An 18,149-nucleotide genomic window follows, 5' to 3' on the forward strand; every position below is an offset into this window, starting at 1 on the left:
CATCGGAAAAGCCTTTGAATATTGCCGAAACCGATGGATCAGTCTGCAAAACTACCTCACCAACGGAATGCTGGAAATTGACAGCAATCTGATCGAAAACTCCATCCGCCCACTGGCCTTGGGGCGGAAAAACTACCTCTTTGCCGGCTCTCATGATGCCGCCGAAAACATTGCCATGTTCTACAGCTTTTTCGGAACCTGCAAAAAACACGACATCGACCCTCTGCGGTGGCTCAAATTTGTCATGGATAACATTCAGGCAACACCTGTCAAGAATTTCAAAGAACTACTGCCGCAATTTATCAACAGGGACTTGATATAAATAGATGGGGTTGCTGGGGTGGATACACAGAACCGGGACTTTGATCCGGAAATGAATCCAAATCATATTCTAATTGAGTCGTCAACATCCATCGACGATAATTAATCCCGTATGTTTTACAGTAATAATTGAATAATGAATACGAAGGCTGAGCAATGGTAATTGGTCGTCCGCTCAATGCGAAATAACTCAACAACGAAACAATAATTTGAGCGGCACCGGGAGCTGCCACCACACAATCACCCGGCATATCCAGCCATTCACCGATAAGGTGTTCAACCTCCTCCCCTCCGGCAGAAGGATATCTACACCATTCTCGTTGACACAAGGCAAGAGCAACACGCGACTTAACCTCATCGGGAATATCAAACGGCAATTCATTTTTATCGAGACAAATGTACCCACCATCGATATTCGTGATACGTGACGTACTGTCGAGCACTGCAGAAGTGAAAAAACTTCCAATGGCATTATTCATGTCAATTACCCACTAGTCGTTGCACAGATGACAGCCAAAATGATTTCGGTTTCATAACCAAAACCCAAAAATCCTTCTCTATCGACAGTCAACTTCACACCACAACCAACTTCCATCAACGGATTAAAACAATCCCGATCAATAATAAAACCATGGTGATTCAGCTTCTCAACCCATCGATACCCAGGCTCATGCTTTTCGTACCGATCGCCGTTATGACGACCGATAATATCTTCAATTTCTCTTCCAAAAAATAACTTCAACCCGTTCTTGTCGACACCTCCGGCATCTAAACGATCAATCACCTGAAAAACATGATAAAAGTGGCGATAACAATTTTGAAATCGCCGATAAAAATCAGGTTCAAAATGATCCACATTAGGCTCGGTCAGCAACAAGGCATCAGGCAATAAACTTCGAAGACACGAAATGACCCTATCGCGCTCTTCTAAACTTTGAATGTGGTGCAAGGCAAGCGATGCATTTACAATCACAGCTCCAGGATCTTCCCCCAGCAATGCCCTCAGGTCATCTACCGAAAGTTTCTCGACAAAAGCTCGCTTACCGACAAACTCTGTGGAAAACGAAAAACGACTCAATTCCTGTCGTATAGAAAACTCCGCTCTCCGCAAAGCGCTTTCAAACGGCTCAATCCCGACCACACGAATGTGTTGATAATGGGCTGAATCCGGAATTCGACTCAACAACTTACAAATTTGAGTCCCCTGTCCGATCCCAATATCTAAAATGGTCACATCGGACTTATCATACATCCGACTCAAAATGATGCCATTGACCACATCATGAGCCGCTTTAACAAACGGAAACTTACGACTTAAAATATCAAATAATTGGATTTGTGAAATCTCATAGTTTTTCAAATAAATATGCTCATTTACTCCGGTATCGCCGATATAACTCTTCAACGAACGAATATAAAGGGTGGAAAGAAACTTTTCTGAATCATCCCCCAGTCCGTCCAAACAATGCGAGAGTAACGTATCGATCTCAATCTTCGACTCTGGCGTGAATTTATCCGGATAGTTCCGCATCACCAGATCCAAAGCATCGTAAACCCCTGGAATATCAAAATTGAGCATGTCATAACATTATTTAAAACATCAAAAAACAAACCGCAACACAGGTATTTACTCTCCCTCTTCACATCTAAAACCGAGAGCAAACAACAATAACTCAACCCCGGAGCTGATGAGCATCCGGGGCATTTTCAATGGATTAGTTAAATGATTCGAGCCACTTTCTCGCTTCAATAATTGAGGGGAAATACTTGATGTTATCTGATCGTTTTCCCTCTGCAAACTGCTTCAAGGATAATTGAGTAATCACATTTTTGGGCATCACAAATGCCATGGCTTTCAATCCCTGTTGAAACAACTTAGGCATGGCTGAAGCGGCATACTGCGTATCAGCCGGATCCACCACACTTTGATTCAACGTGTCTGAAATAATGGTGCGAACCGGATTGCTTTGTGAAAAATGAAGCGTGGCGTCTATTGCTTCACGAAATTGACCCGATGATGCAAATCCGGTCCAGGTCTGCACCAGCTGCTTGCGTGAATAATCGTAATCGATCTTCACAACCGGAGAGTTTAAAACTGTGTTCATAGGCGTAGTTTTAGGTGTTCACCTGCCTTCGCTCCCATCATCATAATTAAGGAAGTCGCGGCAAGATTGGGTCTAATTTAGACCATTTTACTCTCGGGGTCAAGAAAAAATTGTGCACCTACAAATAAATTGTCTCTCAACAATAATCAACTCAAATGTTGCTTTATTTTGCCAATCAAATCTTCGGGCTGAAACGGTTTGCTAATATAATCGTCCATCCCCGACGCAAAACAACGCTCCCTATCCTCAGGAAAGGCATTGGCCGTCACTGCAATAATTGGCGTATGGGTATTACTGCTACGCTCAATTTCTCTAATCTTTTGAGTGGCCTTAAAACCATCCATGATAGGCATTTGCACATCCATCAAAATCAAATCGTACTTAGCCTTCCCAAACTTATCAAGCGCTTCCTTGCCATTGAAAGCCACATCAATACGACTCACATGATTTTTAATATACAGGATAATAATTTGCTGATTACTAAAATTATCCTCCACCAATAAAATACTGGCATCCTTCATCTCGACATTGCCTTTAAAAAGCGGCTCAACCGATTTTGCTTTCTCCTGGATATCGAGTACAGACTGGCTTTTATGACTTTCTTTAAGGGTAATAGAGAACTCCACAATGGTTTGTCCGGTTTGCGTATAAATACTCATCGTGTTACCATCCCCTTCTATTAAGCGTTGGGTGATGCCCAGTTCAAGCACCTGCACATAACGGGCGGTGTTTAACATCACCACATCCTGATTGTAAAGCGAATCGCGCTGTGCCATGTCGCGCGTGAGCGGCATCTGGTGATTACTAGAAATGCGAAACAACAAAACCACCTTGCCGGGAAGCATCTCTTTTTGAGTCACCTCAATATTGATCTGCTTCACCTCCTCTTTGTTTTGTTTAATGATGCTATTAAAAATATTGAGCAGAATCTGCTTCACTTTAATACTGCTCCCCAATAAATTGGACGGAATATCAGCAGAAAGCGATAAACTAAAACGCTTGTCTTTTTGACCATCTTGGAATAAACGCAAGGTATTATTAATGATCGCATACAAATTAAAGCTGGTTTCCTCCTCCGGCTCCTGGCTCACGCCCGATTTGGGAGCATTCACCAAACTGTTAACCACATTCACCAAATTGTTAGCCGAAGCATGGATGGTATTGATATAATCACGCTGATCGTCATCCAAGCGGGTTTTTTCGAGCATATCAATAATCCCGGTGATATTGCTCAACGGCGTTCTGATTTGATGGGACAACTGAGATATTTGTTCCTCCTGACTGCGGCTTTGGTTGCGCGAATCGAGCATTATTTTCTCCTTATTAATGAGCAATTCACCTGAAATAAAATGAACCACATACGCCACCAACGTCATGGCCAAATAAAGTGCACCCATCACAATTCGCCATTCCAAAGAATAAACCTGAACTAAAGGAATTAATTCAGACAGGGGAAGAAAAGCAATTAACATGCCTCCAAACAATAACAACGAATAAAGTACACCTTTGCGTCGTCCGAAAATGGAGATGACAAACAATGGATATAAAAATGACCAAACGATGCCCAAATGTGAAATCCCGCCCATGGTCATAAAAAACATCAACGTCCCCATCGTTACCCAGGCTAACAACTCCTGATAAATGGCTTTCTGGACAAAACGAGCTAAAAAGATGAAATTAACCAGATAAAAGAGACTAAAACACAACAAGGGGACAGCATAAATTGTCTCTTCGACAAACAACGAATAGATGCCTTCTAAAAAGACAACCAAGAAATAAAAAGTATTCATCAGATTGGCAATCAAAATGCGATTGCGATCTTCCAAATCAAGTTTTTCGGCCTGTTCAAACAGGAATATCGAAATAAAACGGCTCATCAACTTCATGCGTAAATATTTGGTTGGTTCAAGTTTGGCACAAAATATGTCAATCACCACATTAGGCAGAGTGCTCAAACAACTACCGATAAAAGCTATTCATCGTCTATGCAATTTGCAAAAATCTTTCCTTACAAGCCATGAATTTCAAAAATAAATCTTCAACTATGGAAAATCAAACTTTTCTTTATAATTTGGGATGTTCTTGATTCGTGTCACGCTCTCGAACAAGTTATTTATAATTATTGGAACCATTTACCACCTTCTTCAGTAAAAAAGAGTCATTCCCATTTTTATACAAAATAGGCTCCCAATACAGAACGCAACAAAAAACTAAAATAAAACAGAAGTAAAAATGAAAAAACTATTCCTTTCCCTCTCTGCCATCCTATCAATGGCCACATCTTTATTGGCTCAGGAACACATTCCCACACCTCAGGATTACCAAAACTTCAAATCGACCCGTACTCTCGTGGTGATGGACATCAACCCCATGAGCGATTTTAACTTTAAAATTAAAGAAGTGATGGCCAATGTCTGGAAACTCACCGAGTTTGAATTCATCGACCAAAAAGAGTTTGAAAGCAAACGACGCGACCCAAGCTACTCATTCTTACTCACCACCACTGCCACCTTTGATGCTGACAAAACCAAGGCACGATACACCTTTTTGAGCCTCTTGATGGGAAAAGATGTGGCCAATGTTAGCAACATGCCTGATTTATGTTCCATTCCCCTCTCATACAAACGGGTTGAGGACGACAGCTACTATTACAAGATGGATGCTTTTATTCGTTTCATACAAGATCATGTAACCCTGATGACTGACAATCCCAAACTCATCAAAGCCAACCCATTAACCTATTACAACAAAAATGCGGGTGATTTGAAGAACAAGACCTTATACGTTGTCAAAGAAGAACTCTCACCCGACATCAACACAATTGCCAAAATTAAAAAAGTGTACCCCAATGAGGTAAAAATCGTGAGCAGAGATGAAATCATGGAAGTAATTGACAGCAAAGACCCCAATGCTGTATTCTTCCACAAGGTTGGCCCCGAAGGCACACAATACAAAGCCCGTTGCTATAAAATTGTGATTGGAGCGGGCGACTCTAAACTCTACTACTTCGACTGGCACATGATTGACGCCAATAAAAAACGGGATTGGCTGCTCGAAAGCGACTTAAAGAGCATGGCCAAATAATACATCAACGATATCAGCCCAATCAAGCACCTGCCCCATCTGGTCAGGTGCTTTTTTTTCGTCACAATTCATATCTCCTCAGCCAATTCATTTTATCCAGGCTCACTTCATATTAAAAAAATGCTTCTATTTTTGTGACTCAACCACAAACAAGAATAACAATGTCAGACGATAAAAAAATCATTTTCAGCATGGTAGGGGTCAGCAAAACGTACCCACCACAACGCAAAGTTCTCAACAACATTTACCTCTCGTTTTTTTACGGAGCCAAAATCGGCATCATCGGTCTCAACGGCTCCGGAAAATCGACCCTTTTAAAGATCATTGCCGGCCTCGAAAAGAACTACGAAGGGCAAGTTGTGTTCTCGCCAGGCTATTCGGTGGGTTATCTAGAACAAGACCCGCAACTCGACAACACAAAGACCGTCCGCCAGGTGGTTGAAGAAGGTGTACAGGAAATTGTCGACACCCTTAAGGCCTACGAAGAAGTCAACCTCAAGTTTGGCGATCCGGATGTATTGGAAGATCCCGACAAAATGGATGCCCTGATGGACGAGCAAGCCAAACTGCAGGAAAAAATTGACCAATACGATGCTTGGAACCTCGACACAAAACTCGAGATTGCCATGGATGCACTGCGCTGTCCACCAGAGGATCAGCTCATTGGCGAATTATCGGGAGGTGAGCGTCGCCGGGTGGCACTTTGCCGCCTACTGCTTCGCCAGCCCGACATTCTGCTTTTAGACGAGCCCACCAACCACCTCGATGCCGAATCGGTGCAATGGCTTGAAATGCACTTGCAAAAATACAGTGGCACCGTGATTGCCATCACCCACGACCGCTACTTCCTGGACAACGTAGCCGGTTGGATTCTGGAACTCGACAGAGGGGAAGGCATCCCTTGGAAAGGCAACTATTCATCGTGGCTCGACCAAAAATCAACCCGTTTGGCACAAGAAGAAAAACAAGTTTCCAAACGTCGCAAAACCCTTGAACGAGAGCTCGAATGGGTTCGCATGGCTCCCAAAGCACGTCAGGCCAAATCGAAAGCTCGCTTGTCGGCCTACGAAAACCTGATGCACGAAGACGTGAAAGAAAAAGAAGAAAAACTGGAAATCTTCATCCCCAATGGCCCCCGATTAGGAGATAAAGTCATCGAGGCTCACGGCGTTGCCAAAGGATACAGCGACCGATTACTATTTGAAAATTTGGAATTCGTACTTCCCAAAAACGGCATCGTAGGAGTAATCGGCCCTAACGGTGCCGGTAAAACCACCCTGTTTCGCATGATTATGGGATTGGAAAAAGTGGATGACGGCACCTTTGAAGTGGGCGAAACCGTAAAAGTGGCATACGTGGATCAATCACACGAAGGCATAGACCCTGAAAAAACAGTCTTTCAAGTGGTTTCGGGTGGACAGGAGCTCATTCGCTTAGGCAATCGCGACATCAACGCACGAGCCTACCTGGGACGATTCAATTTTACCGGTTCCGACCAGGAAAAAAAATGCAAAATGCTCTCGGGTGGGGAACGCAACCGACTACACATGGCACTAACACTCAAAGAGGAAGCCAACGTTCTGCTCCTCGATGAGCCAACCAACGACATTGACGTGAACACCTTGCGTGCGCTGGAAGAAGGCTTGGACGATTTTGCCGGTTGTGCCGTTATTATTTCACACGACCGATGGTTTCTCGACCGGGTAGCCACACACATTTTGGCTTTCGAAGGCAATTCCACAGTCTACTTCTTCGAAGGGAGCTACTCTGATTACGAAGAGAATAAAAAACGTCGACTGGGCGACACCACACCCCATCGAATCAAATACAAAAAGCTGATTAAATAATTCAAACACCACAAAGGCTATCCGGAAACGATAGCCTTTGTGGTGTTTTGATAATGGGCATCAATATTATTGACCATTAGGCATCACAATGCTTACCAAGGGATGCTCATCAAATGATTGATGATAAAACTCAGTATCAACAATGGGGCGATATAAATAAAACATCTTTTGCACCCCTTTACCCTTCACTTTCAACGGAACCCGTTCGATGGTTTTAAAATAATCTCGCACCAATTCATTGGTCTTTTCCGATAGGTTGATTTGCATAGGATCGGCATGTTGCTGCATTCGGGCTGCCGTATTAATAGTGTCACCAAATACGTCGAAATGATAATTCTCACGCCCGATGAGTCCGGCAAACATATCGCCCGAATGAATACCGATGCGCAATCGCCAACGGGTAGGGTGTTTTTTATTTCGCAAACTCACAAAATTGATCATATCTACCGCAGCACGAGCTAATTTAACGGCATGCAACGGTTCCGCCTCCGGAAATCCACACGAAGCTAAATAAGCATCGCCAATGGTCTTGATTTTCTCACACCCGTGATAGTGCATAATTTCATCGAATGCCGGAAACAATGAATTCAACTCATTAAACATACACTTGGGTGACATGCTATTGGTGGTGGTGGTAAAGTCCACCAAATCGGCAAATAACACCGACACTTCCTTATAACGCCGGGGCTTGACAAAACCATCATTCAAAATCTCCTTCACCACACTCTCGGGCAAATAGCCTTTTATGATATTATGTGTTCTTTGACGTTCATGATTCAACAACACTGTCTGTTCTCGTAATTTATTGTAAGCACTCGTGAGCGCCAACACCGATCTCACCCGGGCTATCAACTCGATGCCATCAATGGGCTTACGTATATAATCGATGGCGCCGGCTTCCAAAGCCAACCGGATATTTTCACTCTCGGTAAAACCCGAAGAGATGATAACCGGAATATCCTTCAGTGCGTCATTTTTTTTCATTCGCTGCAAAGCCTCGTAACCCGACATTTCGGGCATCTCCCAATCCATGATCACCAAATCGGGACGCGCAGCATGAGCCATTTTGCACGCTTCTTTCCCGTTCATGGCAAAGAGATACTGAAACGGCTCATTCAACTCATTGAGCAATGAGGCGATCAGCTCGGAGATAATTCGCATATCATCAACAATCAAAATCTTAACGGCACTCATGGCTAATTTTTATTCAAATATAAAAAATGTAAAATTGCAATACAATTTCTTTAACGGCCATCTATTAAGGAAGGTTTGCTTTTTTGACGAGAGTCGTTATTTTTAACATGGAAGTCACGGAAATGTCGTTCATTTTTGACAAAATTGCCGACCATCCATTTTACACACCACACATGATCATCATTGACAACGCAACCCTCAGCTCCCTCAGCCAAAAAGCGGCAACATCACCCCGCTTGCGCCAGGGAAACAACTACCATGCCAAATTAACCGACCCGCTACAGAGGATGCTCAACGCTTTTGAACCGGGCACATATGTCCGCCCACATCGGCACATCGACCAACAAAAACGCGAAGTATTTATCATCCTGAAAGGGCGATTACTGGTGATGTTTTTTGACGACGAGGGACTTGAGACCCATCGAATAGAGCTATCGTCAGCAAGTGGAATTCACGCAGTGGAAATTGCACCCGATGAGTGGCACATGGCGACAGCCCTTGAACCCGGCACGGTGGTGTACGAAATAAAAGATGGCCCTTATGACCCTGCCACTGACAAACAATTTGCCCCATGGGCTCCTGAAGAAACCGATGCGGCTGCAGCGACCGCCTGGCTCAATGAACGATTAGCAGAAGGCTAAAAATACCATGATGGCCATGCCCCAAGAGCACCAAATAAAAAAGGGAAACACTTACGCGTTTCCCTTTCATTTGTGGTGCCACCAGGAATCGAACCGGGGACACAAGGATTTTCAGTCCTTTGCTCTACCAACTGAGCTATGGCACCATCGCAGAAAATCTTTTTTTTAAGAAGTGGTACCACCAGGAATCGAACCGGGGACACAAGGATTTTCAGTCCTTTGCTCTACCAACTGAGCTATGGTACCATCTGCTTTTGCGGTTGCAAATATACGGAAAGATTTATCACTTCAAAACCATTCGCCCACATTTTACGTTCTTTTTTTATGCCCTCAGGTTAATTCAACTGAGGTTTAGTATCTTTGCTCCGCAAAATTTTATCATGGTTATAGAAACACATCTGCTTTCCAACGGCATTCGCATCATTCATACCCATCACCATTCTCCGGTCGGGAATTGTGCCCTCATCATCAACACCGGCTCACGCGACGAGGCGCCAAATGAACACGGGATGGCTCACTTTATTGAACACGTCATATTTAAGGGCACCAAAAAACGCAAAGCTTTCCATATCCTGAGCCGACTTGATGATGTGGGAGGCGAACTCAACGCCTACACCACAAAGGAAGAGACCTGCATCTATGCCTCGTTTCTTAAAGAAGATTACGATCGCGCCCTCGAACTCATTCACGACATCACCTTCAACTCGATTTTTCCCAACAAGGAACTGGAAAAAGAGAAGGAAGTCATTGTCGATGAAATCAATTCCTACAAAGACAGTCCATCGGAACTGATTTTCGATGACTTTGAAGAACTCATCTACCCTAACGACCCCATGGGGCGCAACATACTGGGCACGGCCGAAACACTGCGAACCTTTACTCGCGAAGATGTGCTGCGATTCATTGCCAACAACTACCATACCGACCAAATGGTCATTTGCAGCGTGGGAAATATCGCATTTAAACGCTTGTGCAACCTGTGCGAACGATATTTCGGTTCGGTGAAACCGAACCTGCGCTCACAGATGCGTCGGGAAGTCACCCCGTACGTTCCCCAACAAAAAGAGGTCAAGATGGACACCTATCAAAGCCACATGATCATTGGCAACGTGGCCTACGACCTAAACCACCCTAAACGGTTGGGTCTGCATCTGCTCAACAACATACTGGGCGGCCCCGGCAGCAACTCACGCCTGAATATGTCGCTGCGCGAGAAAAACGGCATCGCCTATAACGTCGAATCGAGTTATTCTCCTTATTTCAACACGGGCGTGTTTACCATTTACTTTGGCACCGATGAAGAGAATTTGGCCCGAAGCATGCGCATCATCAACAAAGAACTTAACCTGCTGCGTAACCAGACCATGGGCTCGCTACAACTACACAAAGCCCAACGACAGCTCAAAGGTCAAATGACCATTGCCACCGAAAATAAAGAAAGCCTGATGCTCTCGCTGGGAAAGAGTTTTTTGCTTTATGACAAAGTAGATGCGCTGGAAACCATCTACCAAAAAATTGACGCCATCACAGCCACCGATTTAATGGAAATCGCCAACGACATTCTGGCGCCCGAAAAACTATCGTACCTCACCTATCGCTAAATCATTACACACCATGAATCCCAATATAGATCTGGAACAATACATTCTTTCGCACATCGACCCCGAGGATGCCATTCTCACCGAACTAACGCGGCAAACACACCTTAAAGTGTTGCGATCGCGCATGCTCAGTGGCCATCTGCAGGGTCAACTACTTTACCTGCTGGTAAAGATGCTCAACCCCAAACGCATTCTCGAAATTGGAACCTTCACCGGCTATTCGGCCATTTGCATGGCCAAAGGTATGCGCGAGAGCGGCCTTCTGCACACCATCGAAATCAACGACGAGCTGTGCCCCATGATTGAGTCGTTCATCCATAAAAGCGGCAACAACGGGCGCATCCAACTGCATCAAGGCAGCGCCATAGACATCGTGCCCACCCTCAATGAGACTTTCGACCTGGTGTTCATGGACGGTGACAAGCGCGAATACCCGGACTATTATCCGCTCATCATGGCCAAGCTGCGCCCGGGCGGTGTCATCCTGGCCGACAACGTACTGTGGGACGGAAAAGTGGTACAACCCCTCGATCCCAATGACCGTTACACCAAAGGCATTCTTGAATTTAACGACATGGTGCGCGACGACCAGCGCGTTGAAAAAGTTATCCTCCCCATTCGCGATGGTATCACGCTTGTTCGAAAAAAGGAGTAATCCCTCTTTGGGGTCGAACTTTATGGTGCCGCCCGATGTTGTATTGCTTTAACATGAATGCAATGACAATGAAATCGACAGGCATAATTTACGGTTCAAGCATGGGCAACACCCGCTTTGTGGCAGAGAAAATAGCCAAACGCCTCCCCGGTACCAAAGCAACATCGGCCAAAACCATGACCAGAGAGGCCATCGAGGCCTTCGACAACCTGCTTATCGGCACTTCGACCTGGGGTGTGGGCATGTTTCAGGACGACTTTCATCAATTCTCAAAAATTCTGGAACAAAGCGACCTGACGGGTAAAACTGTCGCATTGTTCGGGCTGGGCGACCAAATGAACTACCCCGACTCGTTTTGCGACGGCATTGGAATCATTTATGACCTATTGGAGAAAAAGGGATGTCAAATCGTGGGCTTTTGGCCAACAGACGACTACAACTTCAGTGAATCAAAAGCTGTGAGAGAGGGGCAATTTGTGGGATTAGCGCTGGATGAAGACAACGAACCGGACATGACCGACTATCGCATCAAAAAATGGCTCTCCCAAATATCTCAGGAACTATAAAGAAAAGGGGTTAAATGCGCAGTTTATCGAGGTCGCCCTTGTCGAAGAGGGTGGGATAATCGTTGACAAAATGCTCCATAACGCAGCGCATCACCGTTTCGCGAATGAAACGCGCTTTATTGTCAATCCCATGTTTTTTACAATAAGCATCCAGGGCTTCCTGTTCCTTTTCGTTAAACAAAACTTCAGCACGATGAACCCGTCGCAGCTTTGAGCGACGTTTGACGTAATCGACAGGTGTTTTAGATGATGATGCCTTGGTGGCGTTCACTTTTTTCGCCATTTTGTATCGGGTAGTGTGACCGGCACAAAAGTAGCATTTTTAACCGATTTGAAATGACTGAGTTATTAAAAACAGGCAAAAAAACAGTAACTCAATCAACGCGGGCGAGGATGACCACGTAATTTTTGCCGTATTTTTTGGCGCACTTGGGGCAGGTGGTGTACCACATCAAAAGCTTACCTGCTTTTAATCCCTTGGCAACCACAGCGGCCTCATAATCGCGACACCATCTGCCGGTATCTTTAAAAGGGCCTTCGTAAACTTTACAGTAATATTGGCCACTCAGCGTGATATTGTCAACACCCGCCACTTCTTTGCCCACGGCCAGGTAAATATCCATTCGCCATCGGGAGACATGATCTGAAAGGCAGAGCCAATCCTGAATATCGGTGCCCGAAGCAAGGATTTTTTTGTGCACTTTGCGGATGACCCCTCCAAAATTGAGTGGCAGATAAAAGAGGGTTCTCACCGGATGACGCACAAAAGGTTTTTGATGCCACTCAACCATCTTATCGTCCCACAATTGGGGATGGAAGGGCGGACAGCAAACGGGCTCATTGGATTGAGGTGCCATGATTGATTTTTTGAAGTTAAACCGAGCACTAAAAATACTCCCTAACGACACAAAAGTCAATACGGCACCTGTCAGCCACTTACTTTTTGGGCTGCCAACAGCAACGCACGGGCGACTCGATGCGCTCATCGGCTTTAAGCTGCTTCATGGCTTTGTCGACCTCGGTTTTGGTGAGACCGGTGGCTTTTTCAATTTCTCCGGCTTTCATGGGTTTAGCGGCTTTGGCCATGGCATCCAATACAATTTCGGCGTGTGTCATAATGGTCATGTTTTGTTTTTTTATCGATGCTATAACACATCAGAGCGTGAAATGTTGCAGATGATGCTTGAAGAACGAAAAAAGGCGCCCACCCTTCGATGAACGCCCATGAAACTTTTTTTGCTGAATCGTTTATGCTCCCACTATTTCGATGAGCTGCGCCAAATCGACCAACTGCTGCTGACCGGATTGCATGGCCTTGAGCATGATTTTTTGCTGGTTCATCTCCTCATCGCCAATGATGGCCACAAAGGGAATCTGCTTTTTATCGGCGTAGCCCATCTGTTTTTTCATTTTGTCGCTGTTGTCGGGATAGAGCTCGGCGTTGATGCCGGCCTGACGCACCTGAGCCAACAACCCTAAAGCGTACAACGCTTCTTTTTCGCCAAAATTAACGAAGAGCACCTTCGTGGTTGCTGCATGATTCTCGGGAAAAAGGTCGAGTTGCGTCATCACGTCATAAATGCGGTCGGCACCGAAGGAGATGCCCACGCCCGACACGTTTTTGAGACCGAAGATGCCGGTGAGGTCGTCGTAGCGACCGCCGCCGGTGATGCTGCCAATGGCCACATCCTTGGCCTTGACTTCAAAGATGGCGCCGGTGTAATAGTTGAGGCCGCGTGCCAGGGTGAGATCCAATTCCACATCGAGCGACAGGCCAATGGCCGCCACGGTGCTGAGGATGGTCTCCACCTCCTCGATGCCCTTGACACCAATGGCCGAGCTGCCAATGACGCTGCGAATCACACTCAGCTTTTCGGCATTGGTGCCGGTGAGTTGAATGATGGGCTGAAGCCGGTCGATGGCCTCCTGTGGGAGCCCTTTCTCGGCCAGTTCCTGATTCACCTTGTCGAGGCCAATTTTATCGAGTTTGTCGATGGCCACAGTGATGTCGATGATGCGCTCGGGCTGGCCGATGGTTTCGGCAATGCCGGCCAATATCTTGCGGTTGTTGAGCTTGAGCAGCACATTGATATTAAGACGTCGGTACACCTCATCAACAATCTGCATCAACTCCACCTCGTTGAGCAGGGAGTTGCTCCCCACCACATCCACGTCGCACTGAAAGAACTCTCGGTAGCGCCCTTTTTGGGGTCTGTCGGCCCGCCACACGGGCTGAATTTGATAACGCTTAAAGGGGAAGGTGATGTCGTTTTGATACTGCACCACAAAACGGGCAAAAGGCACGGTGAGGTCGTAACGAAGACCCTTTTCGCTGATTTGTGACGTGACTTTGGTGGAATTTTTTTCGGCCAGCAAGGTTGCATCGGCATCCTTAAGATAGTCGCCCGAGTTGAGGATTTTAAACAACAGTTTGTCGCCCTCCTCGCCATATTTTCCCATCAGGGTGGAGAGGTTTTCCATGGCAGGCGTTTCGATGGGCAGATAGCCGTAACGCTGAAACACCCCCTTAACGGTGTCGAAAATATAGTTGCGCCGCACCATTTCGGCGGGCGAAAAATCGCGTGTTCCCTTTGGGATAGATGGTTTTTGAGCCATGACAAATCGTGTATTGAATAGAGCCGGCAAATTTATCAATTTTTGAATCAATAAAAAGGTCAGCGCCATCAACCTCCATCGCCAAAGTGCCAATGCGTCCCCATTGGGATGAATAGCAAAGTTCCTTCGCTTGATTCCTTCGCCCACATTTCCGGCATCTTAAAAAAAAAGTTAAATCACGAAAGCTTTTGGCGTACCAAAAGTTTTCGGATTACATTTGCGTCCATCAATGAACAGATTATGGACCTGAAAACACGCATCATCGAAGAAGCCTCCAAGCAGTTTCTTCAATACGGCATCCGTGCCATTACCATGGACGAGATTGCCAAAAACCTGGGCATCTCCAAACGCACCGTTTACGAAACCTTTAAGGACAAAGACACCCTGGTGAGCTGCTGCATCGACTTTATACAAGAAAGCCACCTGATTAAACAGCAAGCCATTGAATTGCAAAGTGAAAATGTGATTCAAACCTTTTTCAAGATGCTGATGGAAGGGATCAAAATCATGAAAACCACCAATCCTCTCTTCTTTAAAGACCTGCAAAAATACCACCACCCCGTGTGGAAAGGGTGCGCCAAACGCCAGGAAGAGAAAAAACGTGACCACATGAACGCCCAGTTGCGCAAAGGCATTGAGCAGGGCTTCTTGCGCAGCGACATCAACCCCGACATTGTCACCCGCATCTTGTTTGAACAGATGAACATCTTAGGCAACGACGAAGTATTCCCCCCTGAGAAGTTCGACAGAACCGAGGTGTTCGAGAACATCCTGGTGAACTTTGTGCGAGGCATCTCGACCATGAAAGGCATGCAGATGATTGACGAATTGCAGGTGCAATACAAATCCAACGAATTACGCTAATACATTATAATACCATCAACAACGATGAAGAGAACCCAACAAATCATGCTGCTGTGCATGGCCTTAACAGCGCTCCCCCTGAGTGCCGCAGCCCAAAAGCTCACCGTGAGCGTGCAGCAGGCGGCCGACCATGCCGTTGAAAACAACCGTCAAAGCCGCAACGCCTCTCTGGCCGTGCAGGAGGCCAAGGCCAAACAATGGGAAGCCATTGCCAATGGTCTGCCACAGGCCGAAGCCACGGCCGAAGCCACGGCCGACTATACCAACTTTTTGGGCGCTTCGGTAGAGGCATTTGGCAACACCATCGAATTCAATCCCACCACCAACCTGGCCTTTCGGGTGACCCAACTGGTGTTTAGCGGCAACTACTACGTGGGGCTGCGGATGGCCAAAATAGCCCGATCGATGGCTCAAACCGGCAAAACCAAGAGCGACCTGGAGCTGCGCATCGACGTGGCCAACGCCTACTACCTGGCACTGGTGGCCGTGCAGTCGCGCGACTTTGCCGCCCAAAACCTGGCCAACCTGCAATCGATTTACGAAACCACCAAACTGTCGGCGCAGGTGGGCGTGATTGAGCAAACCGACCTGGATCAGCTCACCGTGCAAGTCAACAGCATGGCCAATGCCGTGCGCTCGGCCGAACGACAAATTGAGCTGGCACATAACATGCTGCGCCTGCAAATGGGCGTGTCGGCCACCACCGAGCTGGAGCTCACCGACAATCTGGAGGCCATCATTGCCCACACCAACGTGGAAGCGGCCACCGAACGGTTGTTCGAGGTAGAAAAAAACATCGACTACCGCCTGATGACCGAACAGGAAACTCTGGCGCAGCAGCAAATACGCCTGCAACAGGCAGCGGCTCTGCCCACGCTGGCCGCCTACTACAGCTACACCGAAAAGCTGAAGAAACCGGCCATCGACTTTAGCCCCAGCCAAATGGTGGGTCTCAACCTCACGGTGCCCATCTTTTCGAGCGGGCTGCGTTGCGCGCGGGTGAAACAGGCGCGCATACAGTACGAAACCACCCTCAACCAAAAAGAGCTGCTCACCGACCAACTGCGCATTCAGGAAAAACAGGCGCGCTTCAACCTGCGCAATGCCACCGACCAGTACCTCACCCAACAGCAAAATCTGGAGGTGTCGCAACGCGTGTTCAACAACATCAACCTCAAATTTCAGCAGGGACTGGTGTCGGGCATCGACCTGACCACGGCCGCTAACAACCACGTAAACGCCCAAAACAGCTATGTGATGGCCGTGTTACAACTGTTGCAGGCTGGTAACGACCTGGAAAAACTCTATTTTACCACGGAGCAATAAAAGACATTCAAACAAGAGAAGAAGAAGCCAGAGGATGAGATGAAGAAAGATTCTCAGAATGTCTCGTCAGTCTCATCTATCCGTCTGACGTCTGATCATCTTCTTGTCTTTTATCCGAATGGTCATAACAAAACAGCATCTATCAATAATTTGTAAAAAAAACACCTCACTCCCACAATGCTCCCCTTCGGGAGACGGAGGAGGCAAATACATCCAACCCATGACATCACACATGAGAAAACCCATGGCGGCAACGCTCACGCTGGCCGCTGCCCTGATGACCCTGAGCAGCTGCGGCGCGTCATCGACCGAAAACACCTCCTCAGCCACTCCCCCAAAGGCCGAAAACGTGAAGGTGCAACCCCTCACCCTCAAAAGCATCAACCGGGTGGTGGAATACGCTTCGTCGCTCATCGCTTACGAAGAGGTGCACATGGCACCTGCCTCGCCCGGCCGCATCGAACAGATTACCGTGGAAGTGGGCGACCGCGTGGCACAGGGGCAACTGCTGGCCATTATGGATCAAACCCAGCTGCACCAGGCACAGGTGCAACTGCGCAATGCCGAAACCGACTACCAGCGCTTCGACACCCTCAACAAGGTGGGCGGCGTGGCCCGGCAGCAATACGACCAGGTGAAGGCCAATTACGACATCACCCGCTCAAACGTGGCCTTCCTCACCGAAAACACCCGCCTGAAAGCCCCCTTTAGCGGCGTGGTGAGTGGCAAATATTATGAAAACGGCGAAATGTACTCGGGATCACCCACGGCAGCAGGCAAGGCGGCCATTGTGTCGCTGGTGCAGATGAACCGCCTCAAGACGCTGGCCAACGTGTCGGAACAGTTCTTCCCCCAAATTAAAAAAGGCATGCCCGTGAGCCTGGTATGCGACATTTACCCCGGCCGCACCTTCACAGGCACCGTGTCGCGCATCTACCCCACCATCGACGCCGCCACCCGCACCTTCCCCGTGGAGGTAGAGCTGCCCAACGCCGACGAGGCCCTGCGCCCCGGCATGTTTGCCCGCGTGAGCTTTGAGCTCGACAAGGTAGAAGCCCTGCTGGTACCCGCCCAGGCCATCCTCAAAATGCAGGGATCCGACGAGCGATACCTGTTTGTGGCCGACAATGGCAAAGCCCGCCGCGTAAGCCTCAAAATGGGTCAGCGCATCAACGACGAGGTCGAAATCATCACCAACAACATTCAGGCCGGCGACCAAATTATTGTGGCCGGTCAGGCCCGCCTGCTGGATGGCATGCCCGTGAATGTGATGCCGTGATCCGAATGCCGTGATGGTAGAGACGCGATTAATCGCGTCTCTACCACCCC

At 47.2% G+C, this 18,149-nt stretch carries 19 protein-coding genes and 2 tRNA genes; 10 read left to right on the forward strand and 11 right to left on the reverse strand.

Going from position 1 to position 18,149, the window contains the following annotated elements; all coding sequences use genetic code 11:
* Positions 1–322: IS66 family transposase (locus tag LX69_RS11460; RefSeq protein WP_170124354.1), on the forward strand; the 322-nt coding region annotated here is incomplete at its 5' end.
* On the opposite strand, the gene LX69_RS11465 is transcribed toward LX69_RS11460, so the two are convergent.
* The 4 genes from LX69_RS11465 to LX69_RS11480 form a co-directional block, all read right to left on the reverse strand.
* A complete protein-coding gene (locus LX69_RS11465; RefSeq protein WP_111446196.1) occupies positions 303–800 on the reverse strand; it encodes an aminotransferase class I/II-fold pyridoxal phosphate-dependent enzyme in 498 nt (165 codons plus the stop codon). The two genes, LX69_RS11460 and LX69_RS11465, sit on opposite strands and share 20 nt — an antisense overlap.
* Before the next feature lie 5 nt (positions 801–805).
* A complete protein-coding gene (locus tag LX69_RS11470; RefSeq protein ID WP_111446197.1) occupies positions 806–1,900 on the reverse strand; it encodes a GRAS family protein in 1,095 nt (364 codons plus the stop codon).
* 136 nt (positions 1,901–2,036) lie between these two features.
* Positions 2,037–2,426, reverse strand: coding sequence for a hypothetical protein (locus LX69_RS11475; protein WP_111446198.1), 390 nt, complete (start codon positions 2,424–2,426; stop codon positions 2,037–2,039).
* A 146-nt stretch (positions 2,427–2,572) separates the two neighbouring features.
* Complete coding sequence (locus tag LX69_RS11480) at positions 2,573–4,312, reverse strand: ATP-binding response regulator (protein WP_146260721.1); 1,740 nt, start codon at positions 4,310–4,312, stop codon at positions 2,573–2,575.
* Positions 4,313–4,658: 346 nt separating this feature from the next.
* Between LX69_RS11480 and LX69_RS11485 the strand changes: the two genes are divergently transcribed.
* Positions 4,659–5,510, forward strand: coding sequence for a hypothetical protein (locus LX69_RS11485; RefSeq protein WP_111446200.1), 852 nt, complete (start codon positions 4,659–4,661; stop codon positions 5,508–5,510).
* A gap of 161 nt (positions 5,511–5,671) precedes the next feature.
* Positions 5,672–7,357 (forward strand): energy-dependent translational throttle protein EttA, encoded by a 1,686-nt coding sequence (ettA, locus tag LX69_RS11490; RefSeq protein ID WP_111446201.1) that lies wholly within the window; start codon positions 5,672–5,674, stop codon positions 7,355–7,357.
* A gap of 66 nt (positions 7,358–7,423) precedes the next feature.
* Here the strand turns inward: ettA and LX69_RS11495 are convergent, their stop codons facing one another.
* Complete coding sequence (locus LX69_RS11495; protein WP_111446202.1) at positions 7,424–8,551, reverse strand: adenylate/guanylate cyclase domain-containing protein; 1,128 nt, start codon at positions 8,549–8,551, stop codon at positions 7,424–7,426.
* 107 nt (positions 8,552–8,658) lie between these two features.
* On the opposite strand from LX69_RS11495, the gene LX69_RS11500 reads away from it, so the two are divergent.
* Complete coding sequence (locus LX69_RS11500; RefSeq protein WP_111446203.1) at positions 8,659–9,192, forward strand: WbuC family cupin fold metalloprotein; 534 nt, start codon at positions 8,659–8,661, stop codon at positions 9,190–9,192.
* Between the two features lie 73 nt (positions 9,193–9,265).
* On the opposite strand, the gene LX69_RS11505 is transcribed toward LX69_RS11500, so the two are convergent.
* Positions 9,266–9,338 (reverse strand) — tRNA-Phe (locus LX69_RS11505).
* Positions 9,339–9,365: 27 nt separating this feature from the next.
* Positions 9,366–9,438, reverse strand: a tRNA-Phe gene (locus tag LX69_RS11510).
* A 134-nt stretch (positions 9,439–9,572) separates the two neighbouring features.
* On the opposite strand from LX69_RS11510, the gene LX69_RS11515 reads away from it, so the two are divergent.
* The 3 genes from LX69_RS11515 to LX69_RS11525 all read left to right on the forward strand — a co-directional run bounded on the left by LX69_RS11515 (position 9,573) and on the right by LX69_RS11525 (position 12,014).
* A complete protein-coding gene (locus LX69_RS11515; protein WP_111446204.1) occupies positions 9,573–10,793 on the forward strand; it encodes a M16 family metallopeptidase in 1,221 nt (406 codons plus the stop codon).
* Between the two features lie 13 nt (positions 10,794–10,806).
* Positions 10,807–11,448, forward strand: coding sequence for an O-methyltransferase (locus LX69_RS11520; RefSeq protein ID WP_170124355.1), 642 nt, complete (start codon positions 10,807–10,809; stop codon positions 11,446–11,448).
* A gap of 62 nt (positions 11,449–11,510) precedes the next feature.
* Entirely contained in the window at positions 11,511–12,014 is a 504-nt protein-coding gene (locus LX69_RS11525; protein ID WP_245935004.1) for a flavodoxin, read from the forward strand.
* A gap of 10 nt (positions 12,015–12,024) precedes the next feature.
* On the opposite strand, the gene LX69_RS11530 is transcribed toward LX69_RS11525, so the two are convergent.
* The 4 genes from LX69_RS11530 to hisS form a co-directional block, all read right to left on the reverse strand.
* Positions 12,025–12,297, reverse strand: coding sequence for a hypothetical protein (locus LX69_RS11530; protein WP_245935005.1), 273 nt, complete (start codon positions 12,295–12,297; stop codon positions 12,025–12,027).
* Between the two features lie 91 nt (positions 12,298–12,388).
* A complete protein-coding gene (locus tag LX69_RS11535) occupies positions 12,389–12,871 on the reverse strand; it encodes a hydrolase (RefSeq protein ID WP_111446206.1) in 483 nt (160 codons plus the stop codon).
* A 79-nt stretch (positions 12,872–12,950) separates the two neighbouring features.
* Positions 12,951–13,139 carry a transcriptional regulator gene (locus LX69_RS11540; protein WP_245935006.1) on the reverse strand — a complete coding sequence of 63 codons (189 nt, stop codon included), beginning with the start codon at positions 13,137–13,139 and terminating at the stop codon, positions 12,951–12,953.
* A 123-nt stretch (positions 13,140–13,262) separates the two neighbouring features.
* Positions 13,263–14,630, reverse strand: a complete 1,368-nt coding sequence (gene hisS, locus LX69_RS11545; protein WP_111446207.1) for a histidine--tRNA ligase — start codon at positions 14,628–14,630, stop codon at positions 13,263–13,265.
* Between the two features lie 240 nt (positions 14,631–14,870).
* On the opposite strand from hisS, the gene LX69_RS11550 reads away from it, so the two are divergent.
* The 3 genes from LX69_RS11550 (at position 14,871) to LX69_RS11560 (ending at position 18,099) form a co-directional block, all read left to right on the forward strand.
* Positions 14,871–15,494, forward strand: a complete 624-nt coding sequence (locus LX69_RS11550; protein WP_170124356.1) for a TetR/AcrR family transcriptional regulator — start codon at positions 14,871–14,873, stop codon at positions 15,492–15,494.
* A gap of 24 nt (positions 15,495–15,518) precedes the next feature.
* Positions 15,519–16,820 carry a TolC family protein gene (locus LX69_RS11555; RefSeq protein WP_111446209.1) on the forward strand — a complete coding sequence of 434 codons (1,302 nt, stop codon included), beginning with the start codon at positions 15,519–15,521 and terminating at the stop codon, positions 16,818–16,820.
* Positions 16,821–17,052: 232 nt separating this feature from the next.
* Positions 17,053–18,099 (forward strand): efflux RND transporter periplasmic adaptor subunit, encoded by a 1,047-nt coding sequence (locus LX69_RS11560; RefSeq protein WP_170124357.1) that lies wholly within the window; start codon positions 17,053–17,055, stop codon positions 18,097–18,099.
* The last annotated feature ends 50 nt before the right edge of the window (positions 18,100–18,149 follow it).

It is taken from the genome of Breznakibacter xylanolyticus (genome assembly GCF_003254275.1).
GTDB lineage: Bacteria > Bacteroidota > Bacteroidia > Bacteroidales > Marinilabiliaceae > Breznakibacter > Breznakibacter xylanolyticus.